This is a genomic window from Primorskyibacter flagellatus (assembly GCF_014638275.1).
Taxonomy (GTDB): domain Bacteria; phylum Pseudomonadota; class Alphaproteobacteria; order Rhodobacterales; family Rhodobacteraceae; genus Pseudooceanicola; species Pseudooceanicola flagellatus_A.
Genome location: NZ_BMFJ01000007.1, coordinates 1 through 16,980, shown reverse-complemented (window position 1 = coordinate 16,980; position 16,980 = coordinate 1). Strand labels below are relative to the sequence as shown.

Here is a 16,980-nt window from a genome sequence, read left to right as displayed (position 1 = left end):
AATTCTCCCGCAGCATCTGCCTAGCAATCAAGCAACCGGAGCACGCCATGGACGACCATTCCCCCGACCTGATCCTTCGCGGTGCGCCCGCACCCTTTGCCGCGCCCGCGGGCTGCCACGCCCTGACCGTAACCGAGGTGCAGCACTATACCGACCGGCTGTTCCGGTTCCGGGTCACGCGCCCCGCCTCCTTCCGCTTCCGCTCGGGCGAATTCGTGATGATCGGCCTGCCGAATGCCGAGCGTCCGGTGATGCGCGCCTATTCCATCGCCTCCCCCGCCTGGGACGACACGCTCGAATTCTACTCGATCAAGGTAACCGACGGTCCGCTGACCGAACACCTCCAGCAGATCCGCGAAGGCGACACCCTGCTGATGCGGCAGAAGGCGACCGGCACGCTGGTGCTGGATGCGCTGCGGCCCGGCAAGCGGCTCTGGATGCTTTCGACCGGGACCGGGATCGCGCCCTTCGCCTCGCTCATCCGCGATCCCGAAACCTACGAGCGCTTCGATCAGGTCCTCCTGCTGCACGGCTGCCGGGAGGTCGCGGAACTGGCCTATGGCGCGGAAATCACCGAAGCCACCCGCCACGATCCCCTGGTCGGAGAGCTGGCGCACGACCGCCTCCGCCTCGTCAATTCCGCCACGCGGGAGGACTATCCGGTCCGCAGGCGGATCACCGACCTCATCACCTCGGGCGACATCTGTGATATGCTGGGCGTGCCGCCGATGGCCGCCGAAGATGACCGCGTGATGATCTGCGGTTCCATCGCCATGCTGGCCGACTGCAAGGCGATCTGCCTCTCTGCCGGGCTGACAGAGGGGGCCAACAACCGGCCTGCTGAATTCGTGGTCGAAAAGGCCTTCGTGGACTGAGCCATGCCGATGACCCGTTCGAATCTGTTGACACACAAACGACTGTCGTGCGTTCGTGTACAAACGAATATTCCGGAGCGCACATCGTGACCGACGCAGCACCCCGCACCGACCGGCCGGAGAAAATCCGCTGCGACGCCTGCCCGGTGATGTGCTACATCGCCGAGGGCCGGGCCGGGGCCTGCGACCGCTACGCCAACGAGGGCGGAGAGCTGGTGCGCCTCGACCCGCTGACCATCCTGGAAAACCGCGAGGGCGTCGATCTGGTCCCCTTCCTCGACCGCGAATGGGACGGCGATCTGGTGAGCGGAGAGGACACCTTCATCACCGCCGTCGGGTCCGGCACCACCTACCCCGACTACAAGCCCGCGCCCTTCATCGTCGCCTCGAAAGCGCAGGACGTGGACATGATCACCGTGGTGACGGAGGGGATCTTCTCCTACTGCGGCGCCAAGGTGAAGATCGACACCGACCGCCATCTCGGCACCGAAAACGCCCCCGTCCGCGCGGACGGAGAGGTGATCGGCCATGTCACGACCTCTGAATACGGCTCGCAGATGCTCTCCCTCGGAGGGGTGCAGCACCTCACCGGCGGATCCAAGAAGGAGGGGCGGGTCACCTGCGCCTCCCTCCTCGCGCTCTGCAACGGAGAGACGGTCGCGATGACCATCGACGGCGGGGCGGAGATCGAGATCACGGCAGGCAGGGCCCCGGTCGTGAACGGCCAGCCGGAACAGCGGATGCGCGTCGGCTGCGGATCGGCCACCGTCGGCATGTTCGCGGCGCAGTGGAAGGGGCTGGTGGACGAGGTTGTCGTCGTCGACGATCACATCACCGGCGTCATGTCCGAACATCAGGCGGGCAAGGTCATCGGCTGGGAACCCTCGGGCATCCGCATCAAGGGCCGCCGCTCTACCCCCGGCCGCTATTTCCAGGTGGCGGATCCCGGCACGGGCTGGGGCGGCACCAACCTGACGGACCCGCTGACCATCCTCGACAGCTGGCAGGAGGCCAAAGGCGCGCGCCCCGGTCTGTCCCTGCTCATGGTGTCGACCACCGGCGAACACGCCGCCTATTACGAACTGAACGACGACCTCGTGCCGGTTCAGATGGAAATGCCGGCCCGCCTCCTCCCCTCCGTCGCGCGGATCGAGGAAAACTGCGAACCCTCCCTCGCCTCCGTCCTGTTCATGGCAGGCGCGGGCGGGTCGCTGCGCTCGGGCGTGACGGAGAACCCGGTGTCGCTCACCCGTTCCGTCCAGTCCCGGCTGACCCGCGTCACCTGCGGCGGCGCGCCCGTGTTCATGTGGCCCGGCGGCGGGATCACCTTCATGGCCGACGTGACTCAGATGCCGAAGAACGCCTTCGGCTACGTGCCCACCCCGGCCCTCGTCGCGCCGATCGAATTCACCATGACCGCCGCGGACTATGCCGCGCTTGGCGGGCATATGGACTATGTCATGCCGCTGGCCGATGCGCTGAAGGGGATGAAGGGCCGCCAGAACGACCACCGCCTGTCGGGCCGCCGGTCGGAAACGCGCAAGCCGGGCGCCCCCTGGCCCGTCGCCAAGGCCCCGAAGGAGGACGCGTCGTGAGCTGGCAGGAAACCCCTTCCGCAGGCCTGATGCCCGACGGACGGCTGCGCCTGACACACGGGCCGATCGACCTGATCGTGACCGCCGAGGGAGCGTCCGACGCTGCTCGCAACGCCCTCGCCCGCGCCCGCGACGCGTTTCTCCCCGTGCTCGACCGGCTGGTCACGGAACTCCCCCGCCTGCGCGCGCCCGACGGTCCCGACCTGACCGGCCCGGTCGCGCGGCGGATGCAGACAGCGACGGACCGCTTCGCCCCGACCTTCGTCACCCCGATGGCCGCGGTCGCCGGGTCTGTCGCCGATCACATCCTCGCCGCCATGCTGCCCCCCGGTCACGCGCTGGACCGCGCGCATGTGAACAACGGCGGCGACATCGCCCTCTGGACCGGCACGACGCCCCTGCACCTCGCCATCTGCGAGGATCCGGTGACCGGCGCGGCGGGGGCGCGGGCCTCCATCGCGCCCGGTGACGGGATCGGCGGTGTGGCGACCTCCGGCTGGCGCGGGCGGTCCTTCTCCCTCGGCATCGCGGATGCGGTGACGGTGCTGGCCGCCGATGCCGCCACGGCGGACGCCGCCGCCACGCTGATCGCCAACGCGGTCAACCTGCCCCGCCATCCCGGCATCCGCCGCGCCCCTGCGCGCAGCCTTGCCCCCGACAGCGACCTCGGCGACCGCATGGTCACCACCGATGTCGCCCCCCTGCCCGACGACGACCTCGCCCGCGCGCTCCGTGCCGGGGTGATGGTCGCCGAAGACTACCGCGACCGCGGCCTGATCGTCGCCGCCTGCCTCGCCTGCCAGGGCATGCGCCGCACCATCGGCTCCGCCGTCGCCGAACACAGGACCCTCGCCCATGCCTGAACCGCAGATCCGCAAATCCGCGATCGTCACCGAAACCATCTGGCACGAGGGCGGCCCCGTCGCGGAAACCCCGCTGCGCCGCGCCGCCGCCATGACGGTCATCGCCAACCCCTTCGCCGGGCGCTACGTGGAAGACATCCAGCCCTTCATGGAGGATCTCAAGCCGCTTGGCGAACAGATGGCGCAGGACCTGATCGACGCGCTCGGTGGCGACCCCTCGGTGATCGAGGGCTACGGCAAGGGCGCCATCGTCGGCACGAACGGAGAGCTTGAGCACGGCGCGCTCTGGCACGCCCCCGGCGGCTATGCGATGCGCGCGAAGATCGAGAAGTCCATGGCCATCGTGCCCTCCACCAAGAAGGTCGGCGCGCCGGGCGCGCGGCTGGATGTGCCGGTGACCCATGCCAATGCCTCCTACGTACGGTCGCATTTCGACGCGATGGAGGTCGGGATCCCCGACGCGCCCAAGGCGGACGAGATGCTGCTGGTCCTCGTCATGACCACCGGCCCCCGCGTGCACAATCGCGCCGGCGGGCTGGCGGCGCAGGACGTGAAGGGCGAGGACGGGCTCCGGTGAAACTGCGCAAGATCATCACCATGGTCGAGGAGACCCGGACCGAGATGGGGGTCGCGCTGCCGGTCCCCTCGCGCCGGGCGCTCGCCGCGGCGGTGATCGCCAACCCCTTCGCAGGGCGCTATACAGATGACCTGTCCGACCTGATCGACACCGGCGCGGCGCTCGGCGACCTGCTGGCGCGCGAGGCTCTCTCAGCGCTCGGCTGCGCGGCAGGTGACGTGCAGGGCTACGGCAAGGCCGCGCTCGTGGGCGAGGCCGGTGAACTGGAACATGCCGCGGCTCTGCTGCACCCCTCTCTCGGTGCGCCGCTGCGCGCTGTGCTGGGCGGCGGCAAGGCGCTGGTGCCTTCGTCCAAATCCATGGGCGGCCCGGGCGTCGTGCTCGATGTGCCGCTTGGCCACAAGGACGCGGCCTATGTCCGGTCGCATTTCGACGGCATGCGCGTGACGATCCCCGACGCTCCCCGCGCGGGCGAGATCGTCGTCGCGGTTGCCCTCTCGCTGGCCGGACGGCCCCTCCCCAGGGTCGGCGGGCTGCGGCACGAGGAGATGGTCGGGGAGGACGGGCTGAGATGAAGGTTCTCCGCTCGCCCCTTGTCTCGGGCGACCAGCCCGAGACGCGCCCCGTCGCCCCGGCAGGGGATTGCGCAGCAATCTCCCGAAAGGGGACCCTCCCCCCGGGAGGGCGCATGTTGACGTTACTGGCCGCACAGCCGAACCAAAATGCTTTTGAGATAAACCGCAGACCACAGGCGACCCGAAGCGCCCACCCAGGGTCGGGCGCGTCTCTCCCCGCGCTTGCCGGTCTCGGATCGGTCACCCCGTCATCCTCGGGCTCGACCCGAGGATCTCCCACCAACCGGCGCGGCGAAATGACGGGAGATCCCCGGGTCAAGCCCGAGGATGACACCACGCAAACGTCACAGCCGGAAAGGGACCCCACCCCATGACCCAGTTCGTCCGCAACGCCTGGTACGTCGCCGCCTGGTCCACCGAGATCGACGAAGAGCTCCGCCGGTTCACCCTGCTGAACGAGCATGTGGTGATGTTCCGCAAGTCCGACGGTTCCATCGCCGCGCTGGAGGACCGCTGCCCGCACCGCCTGCTGCCGCTCTCCAAGGGCAAGCGGATCGGGGACACCGTCCAGTGCGGCTACCACGGGCTGACCTTCGACGGCACCACCGGCATGTGCACCCGCGTCCCCGGCCAGACCAACCTGCCGAAATCGGCCTATGTCCTCAGCTACCCGATCGAGGAACGCCACGGCATCGTCTGGATCTGGATGGGCGACCCGGACAAGGCCGACCGCACCAAGGTCTTCGACATGCCCGAATTCACCGCGCCGGGCTGGAAGGTGCATCACGGCGACGCGCTGCACCTGCAGTCGAATTACCTCAACGTGGCCGAGAATCTCGTCGATCCGGCGCATATCAGCTTCGTGCACCCGACCACGCTCGGCTCCTCCGCCTCGGAAAACGTCCCCGTGCATGTCCAGACCGAAGGCGAGGCCATCGTCGCCTGGCGCTGGATCCGCGACGCGGAACCCGTGGGCTTCTTCAAGGGCTTCGGCGGCTTCACCGGCAACGTGGACCGCTGGCACTACTACTATCTCTACACGCCCTCGACCGCCGTGATCGACTTCGGCTCCGCCCCGGTGGAGATGCAGATCGGCGAAGACGAACGCGACAGGGGCGTGCGCATCTTCGCGCTGCATTTCGTGACTCCGGTGACGAAGGACTACACGATCGACCGCTGGATGCACATCCGCAACTCCGCCCTCGACGATCCGACGGCGGAAGAGACCATGGACCGCATGTTCCGCATCGCCTTCGCGGAGGACAAGGAGATCCTCGAAGCCGTGCAGAAGGAAGAGGAACGCCCCGCCAAGCGCCGCCCGATCCGCATCGCCATCGACAAGGGTCCGCTGGTCTACCGCAAGAGAATCAACGAGTTGCTGGAACTGGAACGGACAGAGGACCTGGCCTCCCATCCCTCCCCGGCGTTTGTATACCACGACTAACCGGCATAAGACCGGATCACCTGCCCTTGCCGTAACGGCAAGAGGTCCAACAGAGGAAGACACGATGACCCTGACGAGACGCATGATGCTCGCCGCCGCCACCGCGCTTGCGCTGGCCCCTGCCGCCGCGATGGCGCAGGAGACGATCAAGATCGGCGAGATCAACCATTACAAGCGCATGGCGGCCTTTGCCGACCCCTACAAGAAGGGGATCGAACTGGCGCTCAAGGAAATCAACGACGCCGGCGGTGTCATGGGCAAGCCGCTTGAGTTCATCTACCGCGACGACCAGGGCGACCCGGCCGAGGCGGTGAAGATCGCCGAGGAACTGATGACCCGCGACGGCGCGGTGATGCTGACCGGGTCGATCCTGTCCCACGTCGGGCTGGCGCTGTCGTCCTTCGCCGCCGAGAAGGGCTATCTCTACCTCGCCGCGGAACCGCTGGCCGACAGCCTTGTCTGGGGGTCCGGCAACAAGAACACCTTCCGCCTGCGCGCCTCCACCTGGATTCAGGCCGCCATGCTGGCAGAGGAAGCCGCGAAATCCGACGCCGTGACCTATGCCACCATCGCGCCGAACTATGCCTACGGTCAGGACGCGGTCGCCGCCTTCAAGGAAAACCTCAAGCGGCTCAAACCCGAGGTCGAATTCGTTGCGGAACAGTGGCCCGGCCTGTTCAAGATCGACGCCGGGGCCGAGGTACAGGCCATCGAACGCGCCAAGCCCGACGCGATCTACAACGTCACCTTCGGCACCGACCTTGCCAAGTTCGTGCGTGAAGGCACCGACCGCGGCCTGTTCGACGGCCGCCCGGTCTACGGCCTGCTGACGGGCGAACCGGAATACCTCGAACCGCTGGCGGACGAAGCGCCCGAAGGCTGGTTCGTCACCGGCTACCCCTGGTACGCGTTCGAGGACGGCACGCCCGAGAAGGCCTTCGTCGATGCCTACACCGCCGATGCGGGCGAAACGCCCAAGATCGGGTCGCTGGTCGGCTACCTGACCGCGAAGTCCATCGCCGCCGCCATCGAGAAGGCCGGCGCGACCGACACCGACAGCCTGATCGCCGCCTTCGAGGGGCTGGAGATCCCCGACACCCCGATCGGCACGCTGGCCTACCGCGAGGTCGACAACCAGTCCACCATGGGCGCCTATGTCGGGACCATCGCGATCGAGGACGGCAAGGGCGTCATGGTCGACTGGACCTACAAGGGCCCGGACGGCTACATGCCCACGGATGACGAAATCAAGGCCATGCGCCCGGCGGAGTGATCCTGCCGACCGAAGCGCCGGGGGGCTTTCCGCCCCCCGGATCCCCCGACGACTTTTGACAGACCAAAGTGGCAGGGTCATGCCCCCTGCCCCAAGGTGATCGGACTCCCATGGCCTTTCTCTTCGCCCAGTTCCTGACCGGCCTCGCCAATGCGTCGTCGCTGTTCCTCGTCGCGTCGGGCCTGTCGCTGATCTTCGGCGTCACCCGGATCGTGAACTTCGCGCACGGGTCGTTCTACATGCTCGGCGCCTTCATCGGCGTGACACTGATGGAGCTGTTGCCCGGCCATGTCGGCTTCTGGGGCGCGATCCTGCTGACCGGGCTGGCCGTCGGGGCCATCGGCGCCTTTGTCGAGATGGTCGTGCTGCGGCCGATCTACCGCGCGCCGGAACTGTTCCAGCTGGTCGCCACCTTCGGCGTGATCCTCGTCATCCAGGACCTCGCCCTGATGATCTGGGGGGCGGAGGACCGGCTTGGACCGCGCGCGCCTGGGCTGCGCGGGGTCTGGCGAATATTTGGTGAGCCGGTGCCGAAATACGACATCGTCATCATCGCGATCACGCCCTTCATCCTGTTTGCGCTCTGGTATCTCATCACCCGCACCCGCGTCGGCGTGCTGGTCCGCGCCGCGACCCAGGACCGGGAAATGGTCGGCGCGCTTGGCGTCAATCAGGCGTGGCTGTTCACCGGGGTCTTCGCGCTTGGCTCCGCGCTCGCCGGTTGGGGCGGCGCGCTGCAACTGCCCAAGGGCGGGGCGGACCTGCTGATGGATTTCAACATCATCGGTGCCGTCTTCGTCGTGGTGGTGATCGGCGGCATGGGCTCCCTCCCCGGTGCCTTCATCGCCGCCGTGCTGATCTCCGTTCTGAACGTGCTCGGCGTGACCTACCTGCCGCAATCCACGCTTGTCCTGATGTTCGTCGTCATGGCTGTCGTGCTCATCATCCGCCCATACGGCCTGCTCGGCCGCGAGGAGGTCGCGGGCGAACACGGACAGGTCGGCGCGCCGGAGACCCCGATCCGCCCCTATGGCACGACCGGGCAGATGCTGGTCATCGCGCTGCTGGCCCTGCTGGCCGCCCTGCCCCTCTTTGCCGACCGCTTCCTGCTGATCCTGATGATCGACATGGTGGTCTTCGCGCTCTTCGCCGCGTCGCTGCACTTCATCCTCGGCTCCGGCGGGCTGGTCAGCTTTGGCCACGCGGCCTTCTTCGGCGGCGGGGCCTATGCCGCCGCGCTGCTGGTCTTCCACACCGACACGCCGATGGAGCTCGCCTTCCTCTTCGCCCCCCTCGCCGCCGGGCTGCTGGCGCTTGGCATCGGCTGGTTCTGCATCCGCCTCACCGGCGTCTATTTCGCCATGCTCACCCTCGCCTTCTCGCAACTGGTCTGGTCGCTCGCCTTCCAGTGGCGCGAGGTGACGCGGGGCGATGACGGGCTGGTCAACATCTGGCCCTCGCCCTGGCTGTCCGGGACGGTGCCCTACTACTACTTCACCCTCGCGCTCGGGATCGGCGGCATCCTCGTCCTGCGCCACATCATCCATTCGCCCTTCGGCTACGCCCTGCGCGCCGGCCGCGACAGCCCCCGTCAGGCGGAGGCCATGGGCATCGACGTCAAGCGCATCCAGTTCGCTGCCTTCGCGCTGGCCGGGGTGATGGCGGGGCTGGCCGGGGGGATCTTCGTCTTCTCCAAGGGCTCCGTCTTCCCGACAGAGCTCGAGATCGCGGCAAGCTTCGACGCGCTGATCGTGGTCTTCCTCGGCGGCGTCAAGACGCTGGCCGGGGGTGTCGTCGGCGCGGGCTTCATGACCGTGGCCGAAGACTGGCTGACCCGGCTCGAATACTGGCGGCTGGTGCTGGGCCTGGTCATCATCGCCGTCGTCATCATAGCGCCCGAGGGCATCGTCGGATCGCTGCGGCGGCTCTGGACCCGGCTGCGCGGCACCGACGAGGAGGCCCTGCAATGACGGAGATCCTGCGCGTCGAGAACCTGAAGAAATCCTACGACGGCTTCCTTGCGGTCAACGGCGTCTCCTTCGCCGTGAAACAGGGCGAACTCAAGGCGCTGATCGGGCCGAACGGCGCGGGCAAGTCCACCTGTTTCAACATGCTCATGGGCCAGCTGAAGCCGACCGCCGGAGAGGTGTTCTTCGACGGCGCCCGCATCACCGGAAAGCGCCCGCGCGAGATCTGGCGCATGGGTGTGGGCCGGACCTTCCAGATCACCGGGACCTACCAGTCCATGACGGTGATCGAGAACGTGCAGATGGCGCTCATCAGCCACCACCGCAGGCTCTATTCCGTGCTGCCCCGCGCCTGGAAGCTCTACCGGGAAGAGGCGTTCGAATTCCTCAAGACCGTCTCCATGCAGGACCAGGCCGACCGCCCCTGTTCGATCCTCGCCTATGGCGACCTCAAGCGGCTGGAACTGGCGATTGCCCTGACGCACCGCCCCCGCCTGCTGCTGATGGACGAACCGACTGCCGGGATGGCGCCGACCGCGCGCGTCGAACTTATGCAGCTGGTGGCCGATATCGTCTCTGAACAGGGGGTTTCGGTGCTGTTTACCGAACATGACATGGACGTGGTCTTTGCCCATGCCCACCACATCATGGTCCTCAACCGGGGCGAACTGATCGCCGACGGCTCCGCCGCGGAGGTGCGCGCCAACCCGCAGGTGCAGGAAGTCTACCTGGGCGGCGGGACGCTCTTCAAGGAGGCGAGCCATGCTTGAGGTCGAGGGCATCCACAGCTTCTACGGCAAGGCCGAAATCCTGCGCGGCCTCTCGTTCCGCATCGCCCGCGGAGAGGTTGTCGCACTTCTGGGCCGCAACGGCGCGGGCAAGTCCACCACGATGAAATCGGTGATGCAGCTGGTCCGCCCGCGCACCGGCCGGGTGATGTTCCAGGACCGCGACCTTGTCGGCGCCCCCGCCTTCCGGGTCGCCAAGTCCGGCATCGGCTACGTGCCCGAGGACAGGCGCATCTTCACCGACCTCACCGTGATGGAAAACCTCGAGGTCGGCCGCCAGCCCCGGCGCGAAGGTGCGCCGGAATGGACGGTGGACCAGCTCTTCGACATCTTCCCCAACCTCGCGGAACGCCGCACCAACCGGGGCAAGCACATGTCGGGCGGCGAACAGCAGATGCTGACCATCGCGCGCACGCTCATGGGCAACCCGATGCTGCTGCTGCTCGACGAACCTTCCGAAGGCATCGCCCCGGTGATCGTGGAGGAGATGGCCGAGACCATCCTCAAGCTGAAGTCCGAAGGGCTGACCGTCGTGATCTCGGAACAGAACCTGCATTTCGCCCGCGCCGTGGCCGACCGTGCCATCATCATCGAGGGTGGGGAAAAGAAGTTCGACGGCAGCTTTGCGGAGCTAGAGGCGCATCCCGAAATCCGCGACGCCTACCTGTCGGTCTGAGGAAGGATCCGCCCGTGACCCATGCCCCCGATACTCCCGCCGACAGCTATGTGCTCGAGGAACAGATCGGCTTTCTTCTGCGCAAGGCCTATCAGCGCAATTCGACCATCTTCCTGTCGCTTGTGCCGGGCAACCTGACCACCACGCAGTTCTCGGTGATGCGGCGGATCGCGGTGGACGGGCCGATGTCGCAGAACCTGCTCGGGCGCTCCGTGGCGATGGACGGGGCCACCACCAAGGGTGTCGTGGACCGTCTGGTGAAGCGCGGCCTGCTCGCCACCCGGCGCGACCCCGACGACCGGCGGCGGCACCAGCTGTCCCTGACCCCCGAGGGAGAGGCGCTGATCGCAGAGGCCGTCGCGGCAGCGGCACAGGTAACTGCGGACACGCTTGCCCCCCTGTCGTCCGGGGAAAAGGAAACCCTGCTGCGCCTGCTTTCCCGCATCACCTGACAGTCTCTGTTCTGCGGTTCAGAGACTGATTTACGGCGCGGACCAGATGACCTCCACATCCCGCAGGCCCGGCTCCGCGCTTAAAACGGCGGCCAGAAGCCGGGTCCGGTAGTGGGTGCGCACATAGTCCGCGACAAAGCGGGACGGCGCCATCAGCACCAGCACCGGCTCCTCCGTCTCCACCGGCACCAGTCCGGCGAACCAGGCGTTGAAGACCGACGGGTCCTGCCGCCGCAGCTTCTCCGCCGCCGTCGCCCAGGGGGTCCCCTGCCCCGCCGCGATCGTGCGCGCGGCAAAGGGCACCACGTTGTCGGGAACCGATCCGGGCGCGGTCTCCGGCTCCGGAAGGCCGGTCATGCGGGCGGCGAAATCCGGACCGACCGCGTCCCAGTGCGGTATGGTTTCCCGCAGAACAGTGTCGAAAACGATCCGGTGCTGCGCCACCCTGCCCCGCGCCGCCGGCACGGCGACGGTGATCCATCCGCGCGCGCGCATCGCGGCGATCTCCCGCTTGGCGGTGCGGTCGGTCACGCCCCACATCCGGGCCATTTCCACCTGGCCGACGGCGAAGGTCTCAAGCCGCCAGTTGAACCGCGCCGCAATCAGCAGCGACAACCGCATGGCCAGCCGCGATGTCTCAGCATCGCCCTGCGCGGCGGTCACCAGCAGGGCCGTGAGGATGTCGTATTTGAAAGAGGATGCGCCCGGCCCGGTCAGCCGTCTGCGCGTCTCCAGGGCACTGCCCGCGCCTGTCTGCATCTGTGTCCCGCTCTCGGTCCTGTCTCGTCTGCCTGCCGGGGCGCGGCCCGTTCTGTGCAGGCCATTTCCAACGCTTTTCCCGATCTTGGATCAATTAGCGTTGAAGAGCCGGAACTTGTCAAGGATTCGAGTCATTTGGGGCCCGGACCCGATCCTGAATCTATTCAGATCAGGTATGGTATTGGTATTGGGGGACATCCTGCATGTCCCGTCAATCGGCCTTGATGTCCCCTCAACCGGTTGTGGCCCACTGGAACATGTCCCCCCAAGTTTCGGCCTCTCCACCGGTCCGACCTCATCATCCGGGTGCCCTCCGATTCGGGCGGACCCGGACCTTATCCGCGGATAAGGTAAGGCCTTTCGCCGGTATCGCGGCGCCTGGCGGTATTGTAATTCAAACTCGACAAATTTGGCAAATTCGGCGTAAATCGGAACAGAACAAAAATTTACGTTTGAGGTAAACCGTGCTGACCCACACCGACCTGCGGGAGATACAGGCCCGTTCGCTGAAGATGCAGAGCTTCATCCGGCAGCAGACCTTCTCGCCCGAGAACCAGAAGACCCTGCGCCGTTTCTCCTCCTGGGAGGTGTCCGAGCTGATCCTCGGCCTCAACCAGAACACCTTCCGCGGCAAGATGGCTGCCGACCCCACCTTACCCGCGGGTATGGTCGAACCCGACGGCCGGCAGCGCTGGTTCACGCTGGAAGAGGTCAACACCCTCCGCCGCCGGTTGAAGCCCCGCGGCAAGGCGCTGATGCCGAAACGCCCCGCGGGCCGCGCCTTCCGGACCGCCATCGCCAACTTCAAGGGCGGTGCGGGCAAGTCGACCGTGGCGCTGCATTTCGCCCATGCCGCCGCGCTGGAAGGCTACCGCGTGCTCTGCGTCGATTTCGACCCTCAGGCCACGCTCAGTCACTCCATGGGCCTCACCGACGTGAGCGAGGAGCGCACCGTCTGGGGCATCATGGCGCGCGACCTGATCCGCGAAACGGAGGCTCAGAATGCCGCCCCGCGGGGCGCCGCTTCGGGCACCGCTCTGCCGCAGCGCAGCCTGCCCGCTTCGATCACCGGGCTCGGCATCCAGGACCTGCGGGTGTCGGACTTCATTCAGCCGACGAACTGGCCGACCATCGACCTGATCCCGTCCTGTGCCAATGCGGCCTTCGTCGAATTCGCCTCGGCCCAGTACCGCCACCTCAACCCGGAGTGGTCGTTCTTTGCCGCCGTGAACCGCTTCCTCGACCAGCTGCCGGAGGACCAGTGGGACCTGATCTTCTTCGACTGCCCGCCCGCCATCGGCTACCAGTCGATGAACGCGGTGTTTGCCGCCGACATGCTCTACATCCCGTCCGGGCCGGGCTACTGGGAATACGACTCCACCACCTCCTTCATCGGCCAGCTGTCCGAGGCTCTGGAGGATCTGGCCTACGGGTTCGATGGCACCTTATCCGCGGATAAGGTCACCCTGCCCAAGGCGTTTCACGATATCCGCTTCCTGCTGACCCGCTACGAACCGGGTAATGACCTGCACCGCGCGATGTTCGAAGCCTTTGGCAAGGTTTTCGGTGACAGGATGGCCCAGCAACCGATCGAGATGACACGGGCCGTCGAACAGTCCGGCCGCTTCCTGTCCTCGATCTACGAGATGGACTACCGCGAGATGACCCGCGAAACCTGGCGCCGGGCGCGTGCCAGTTTCGACCGCGCCTTTGCGGAGTTCCGGGAGGTCATGCAACCCCACTGGGACGGCATGGCCGCGAGGACCTTATCCGCGGATAAGGTCGAGCTTGAGGAGAGTAACGCATGAGCCGCAAGAAGCGCGTCTTCGACATCGACCTGCCCGAGGACGAGGCCCCTGCCCCGGTCGCCGTCGCCACCGCCGAACCGGCCCGCCGCGGCCCCATGGCCAGCGCCATCGCCGAGAACGCGGAAGCGGTGAAGGCCCGCAAGTCCGCCGCCGAGGCGATCCGCGAGGAGAACGACGCGCTCGCCCATGAATTCGTCGCCCTGCGCGAGGCCGGTCAGGTGGTGCAGACCGTGCCGCTGGACCGCGTGTTCACCACGATGCTGGTGCGCGACCGTATCCCCGGGGAAGACCCGGAGCTGGCGGATCTTGTCACCTCGATCCGCGAGTTGGGGCTGTCGAACCCGATCCGGGTCATGCCGCGTCCGGACGGGACCGGCTATGAACTGGTGCAGGGCTTCCGCCGCCTGACCGCGTACCGGACCCTGCAGGCCGAGCATGGCGGCGGCTGGGAGGAGATCCCCGCGCTGGTCATGCCGGGAGAGCCGGACATCGGCGGGCTGTACCGCCGGATGGTGGACGAGAACGTGATCCGCAAGGATCTGTCCTTTGCCGAGATGGCCTATGCCGCGCAGAACTATGCGGCGGAGCCGGGCACGGAGGCGCGCGATCTGGCCGAGGCCGTCGCCGCGCTGTTCCAGTCCGCGCCCTATTCCAAGCGCAGCTACATCCGCAGCTTTGCCTATCTGCTGGACCGGCTGAGCGGCGTGCTGATGTATCCGACGGAGATTCCGAGGGCGCTTGGCGTGGCCCTGGCGCGGGAGATCAAGGAGCGGCCCGAGATCGTCGCCCAGATCAAGGAGGCCTTCGACGGCTGGGACAACCGCAGCATCCTGCAGGAACAGGAGGTGCTGCGCCGCTTTACCGGGCAGGAGGACGCGGAAGCCGAGGTGCCCGTAGCCGCCCGTCCGGCGAAGGCGGCGGGGCAGGGGACGCGGACCAAGACGACCTTCCATATCTCGAGCCGCGCGGGGCAGGTGAAATGCACCGCCAGCCCCGGACGGCTGGAGATCAAGGTGGCGCGCGACTTCTCTTCGATCGAGCGGGCGCGGCTGGAGCGGGCGATTGCCTCGCTCATCGACGGGCTCGGGTAGGCGGGGTGGACCTTATCCGCGGATAAGGTGTTGCGGGGGTGCCCCCTCACCCCGGCCCTCTCCCCCGTGGGGAGAGGGAGTTGCGTTGCGCTGCTGTGGTGATGGCGGACCTTATCCGCGGGTAAGGTCATCGGTCAGGCCACCTTATCCGCGGATAAGGTGGGGGAGGGGGCGTCGCCGTTGTATTGCAGCATGTGTTGCGCTATGTGTAGCATATATGCGAAGGCCCGGAGGGTGATGACATGACGGCACCGCTGAACATCCGCGACATCGGGGACACCCGGAAAGCGGCGCTGGACCTTGAGGCGAAGGCGCGGGGCGTTTCTGTCGCCGAGGTCGTGCGCGGCTGGATCGACGACGGGCTGGCCCGGTCGGAGGCGGAGCGCGCCCGCGCCGAATGGGTCGCCGCCGCGCGTGCCGGCCTGGCGGACGAGGCGCGGCAGCTTGAGCGGAACGGGCCGAGCCTGGCCCGGTTCCGGACACCCGTCCGCCCCGGTTCGGCGTGAGCCAGGGCACGGTCTACCGGCTGCGGGAGACGGGGGACGGCGGCGGAGAACTGGTCTGCCGCGTGCAGACCGATCTTGGCGCAGAGACCCCGTACCTGCTGTGCGCGCCGGTGGTGGCAAAGGCCGACTGGGGTGCGCTGGTGCCCCGCCTGCATATCGCCGTCGATCTGGGCGGCGTGCCGCATGTCATCCTTATGTCCCAGATGGTCGCCATTCCGGGGACGGAGATCGGTGCGGCCATCGGCGACGTGTCGGCCTGGCGGGACGAGATCGTCGCGGCCATCGACCTGCTTGTCTCCGGCTTCTGAGGGCGGAATGATGGGGGCGACCCCCATTGTGACAGGACCCCTCCCATGTTCGACCTGCTGATCCGGAACGCCGCGCTGCCCGACGGGAGGACCGGCATGGACATTGCCGTCCGCGACGGGGTGATTGCCGCCGTGGAACCGGGGATCGCGGCGGAGGCTGGGGAGGTGATCGAGGCCGGCGGCCTGCTGGTCAGCCCGCCCTTCGTCGATCCGCATTTCCACATGGACGCGACCCTGTCGCTTGGCCTGCCGCGCATGAACGTGTCGGGCACCTTGCTGGAGGGCATCGCGCTCTGGGGTGAGCTGCGGCCGACGCTGACGAAGGAGGCACTGGTCGAGCGGGCGGTGCGGTACTGCGACCTCGCGGTTTCCAAGGGGCTGATGGCGGTGCGCAGCCATGTCGACGTGTCGGACCCCCGGCTGGTCACGGCGGAGGCCCTGCTTGAGGTGCGGGAGATCGTGAAACCGTATCTCTACCTGCAGCTGGTGGCCTTTCCGCAGGACGGCTATTACCGCGGGCCGGGGATCGTTGAGGCGCTGGAGCGTGCGCTGGACATGGGTGTGGAGGTCGTCGGCGGCATCCCGCATTTCGAACGGACGATGGAGGACGGCGCGCGCTCGGTCGAGGCGCTGTGCCGGATCGCCGCGGACCGGGGCCTGCGCGTCGACATGCATTGCGACGAGACCGACGATCCGCTGTCGCGGCATGTGGAGAGCCTTGCGGCGCAGACGGTGCGCTTCGGGCTGCAGGGCAGGGTGGCCGGATCGCATCTGACCTCGATGCATTCGATGGACAATTACTATGCCTCCAAGCTGCTGCCGCTGATGGCGGAGGCGGGGATGGCCGCGATCCCCAACCCGTTGATAAACATGATGCTTCAGGGGCGTCACGACACCTATCCCAAGCGGCGCGGCCTGACCCGCATCCCGCAGATGATGGAGATGGGGATTCCCGTGGGCCTTGGGCAGGACTGCGTGATGGACCCGTGGTATTCCATGGGGACGGGCGACCTGCTGGACGTGGCGCATATGGCGGTGCATGCGGTGCAGATGGGATCGGTTGCGGACAAGCGGGCGCTGTTCGACGCGGTGACGGTGAATTCCGCCGCGATCATGGGGCTGGAGGGCTATGGGCTCGCGGTCGGTTGTCATGCGGACATGGTGCTGCTGCAGGCGCGCGACGTGGGCGAGGCGATCCGCCTGCGCCCGGTCCGTCTGAAGGTGATCCGGCGGGGCCGGGTGATCGCGGAGACGGCGCCGGAGGTTTCCGTGCTGCGGCTGGACGGGCGGCCGGGCGAGGTGGATCCGGCGGGCTATGCGCCGGGGAACTAGAAAAGGCGAAGCTGTCGCTTTCAAGGCCATGAGGTCCGTAGGGAGGGCAGCGCCCGACCCGAGGGTGGCGCGATAGCGCCGCCCTGGGGGG

17 protein-coding genes are annotated in these 16,980 nt (G+C 67.4%); 16 read left to right on the top strand and 1 reads right to left on the bottom strand.

Translation table 11 applies throughout. The features are described 5' to 3' along the window. Positions 1-47: 47 nt before the first annotated feature. The 11 genes from IEV87_RS22570 to IEV87_RS22520 all read left to right on the top strand — a co-directional run bounded on the left by IEV87_RS22570 (position 48) and on the right by IEV87_RS22520 (position 11,085). Positions 48-875 (top strand): ferredoxin--NADP reductase, encoded by an 828-nt coding sequence (locus IEV87_RS22570; RefSeq protein ID WP_188479877.1) that lies wholly within the window; start codon positions 48-50, stop codon positions 873-875. A 149-nt stretch (positions 876-1,024) separates the two neighbouring features. Beyond that, the gene (locus IEV87_RS22565) at positions 1,025-2,470 is read left to right on the top strand and encodes a 6-hydroxynicotinate reductase (RefSeq protein ID WP_229737805.1); all 1,446 of its coding nucleotides are present in this window, start codon (positions 1,025-1,027) and stop codon (positions 2,468-2,470) included. Next, positions 2,467-3,333: a UPF0280 family protein gene (locus IEV87_RS22560; protein ID WP_188479876.1), complete on the top strand. Its 867-nt coding sequence runs from the start codon at positions 2,467-2,469 to the stop codon at positions 3,331-3,333. The genes IEV87_RS22565 and IEV87_RS22560 overlap by 4 nt, the downstream gene beginning before the upstream one ends. Next, complete coding sequence (locus tag IEV87_RS22555; RefSeq protein WP_188479875.1) at positions 3,326-3,910, top strand: amino acid synthesis family protein; 585 nt, start codon at positions 3,326-3,328, stop codon at positions 3,908-3,910. Before IEV87_RS22560 ends, IEV87_RS22555 begins: the two co-directional genes overlap by 8 nt. Then, positions 3,907-4,485 (top strand): amino acid synthesis family protein, encoded by a 579-nt coding sequence (locus IEV87_RS22550; protein WP_188479874.1) that lies wholly within the window; start codon positions 3,907-3,909, stop codon positions 4,483-4,485. Before IEV87_RS22555 ends, IEV87_RS22550 begins: the two co-directional genes overlap by 4 nt. 370 nt (positions 4,486-4,855) lie before the next feature. Then, positions 4,856-5,929 carry an aromatic ring-hydroxylating dioxygenase subunit alpha gene (locus IEV87_RS22545; RefSeq protein ID WP_188479873.1) on the top strand — a complete coding sequence of 358 codons (1,074 nt, stop codon included), beginning with the start codon at positions 4,856-4,858 and terminating at the stop codon, positions 5,927-5,929. Positions 5,930-5,993: 64 nt separating this feature from the next. Then, positions 5,994-7,202 carry an ABC transporter substrate-binding protein gene (locus IEV87_RS22540; RefSeq protein ID WP_188479872.1) on the top strand — a complete coding sequence of 403 codons (1,209 nt, stop codon included), beginning with the start codon at positions 5,994-5,996 and terminating at the stop codon, positions 7,200-7,202. Between the two features lie 110 nt (positions 7,203-7,312). Beyond that, complete coding sequence (locus IEV87_RS22535) at positions 7,313-9,172, top strand: ABC transporter permease (protein ID WP_188479871.1); 1,860 nt, start codon at positions 7,313-7,315, stop codon at positions 9,170-9,172. Further along, positions 9,169-9,939, top strand: a complete 771-nt coding sequence (locus IEV87_RS22530) for an ABC transporter ATP-binding protein (RefSeq protein ID WP_188479870.1) — start codon at positions 9,169-9,171, stop codon at positions 9,937-9,939. Before IEV87_RS22535 ends, IEV87_RS22530 begins: the two co-directional genes overlap by 4 nt. Continuing rightward, complete coding sequence (locus tag IEV87_RS22525; protein ID WP_188479869.1) at positions 9,932-10,633, top strand: ABC transporter ATP-binding protein; 702 nt, start codon at positions 9,932-9,934, stop codon at positions 10,631-10,633. Before IEV87_RS22530 ends, IEV87_RS22525 begins: the two co-directional genes overlap by 8 nt. A gap of 14 nt (positions 10,634-10,647) precedes the next feature. Further along, complete coding sequence (locus tag IEV87_RS22520; protein WP_188479868.1) at positions 10,648-11,085, top strand: MarR family winged helix-turn-helix transcriptional regulator; 438 nt, start codon at positions 10,648-10,650, stop codon at positions 11,083-11,085. 30 nt (positions 11,086-11,115) lie between these two features. Here the strand turns inward: IEV87_RS22520 and IEV87_RS22515 are convergent, their stop codons facing one another. After that, entirely contained in the window at positions 11,116-11,844 is a 729-nt protein-coding gene (locus IEV87_RS22515) for a DnaA N-terminal domain-containing protein (RefSeq protein WP_188479867.1), read from the bottom strand. A gap of 464 nt (positions 11,845-12,308) precedes the next feature. Here IEV87_RS22515 and IEV87_RS22510 point away from each other — a divergent pair, with 464 nt between their 5' ends. From IEV87_RS22510 to IEV87_RS22490, 5 genes are all read left to right on the top strand, one after another. Beyond that, a complete protein-coding gene (locus IEV87_RS22510) occupies positions 12,309-13,652 on the top strand; it encodes an AAA family ATPase (protein WP_188479866.1) in 1,344 nt (447 codons plus the stop codon). Next, a complete protein-coding gene (locus tag IEV87_RS22505) occupies positions 13,649-14,743 on the top strand; it encodes a ParB/RepB/Spo0J family partition protein (protein WP_188479865.1) in 1,095 nt (364 codons plus the stop codon). The genes IEV87_RS22510 and IEV87_RS22505 overlap by 4 nt, the downstream gene beginning before the upstream one ends. A gap of 242 nt (positions 14,744-14,985) precedes the next feature. Next, complete coding sequence (locus IEV87_RS22500; protein WP_188479864.1) at positions 14,986-15,249, top strand: hypothetical protein; 264 nt, start codon at positions 14,986-14,988, stop codon at positions 15,247-15,249. Further along, positions 15,246-15,557, top strand: a complete 312-nt coding sequence (locus IEV87_RS22495) for a CcdB family protein (protein WP_188479863.1) — start codon at positions 15,246-15,248, stop codon at positions 15,555-15,557. Before IEV87_RS22500 ends, IEV87_RS22495 begins: the two co-directional genes overlap by 4 nt. Positions 15,558-15,602: 45 nt before the next feature. After that, the gene (locus tag IEV87_RS22490; RefSeq protein ID WP_188479862.1) at positions 15,603-16,889 is read left to right on the top strand and encodes an amidohydrolase family protein; all 1,287 of its coding nucleotides are present in this window, start codon (positions 15,603-15,605) and stop codon (positions 16,887-16,889) included. The last annotated feature ends 91 nt before the right edge of the window (positions 16,890-16,980 follow it).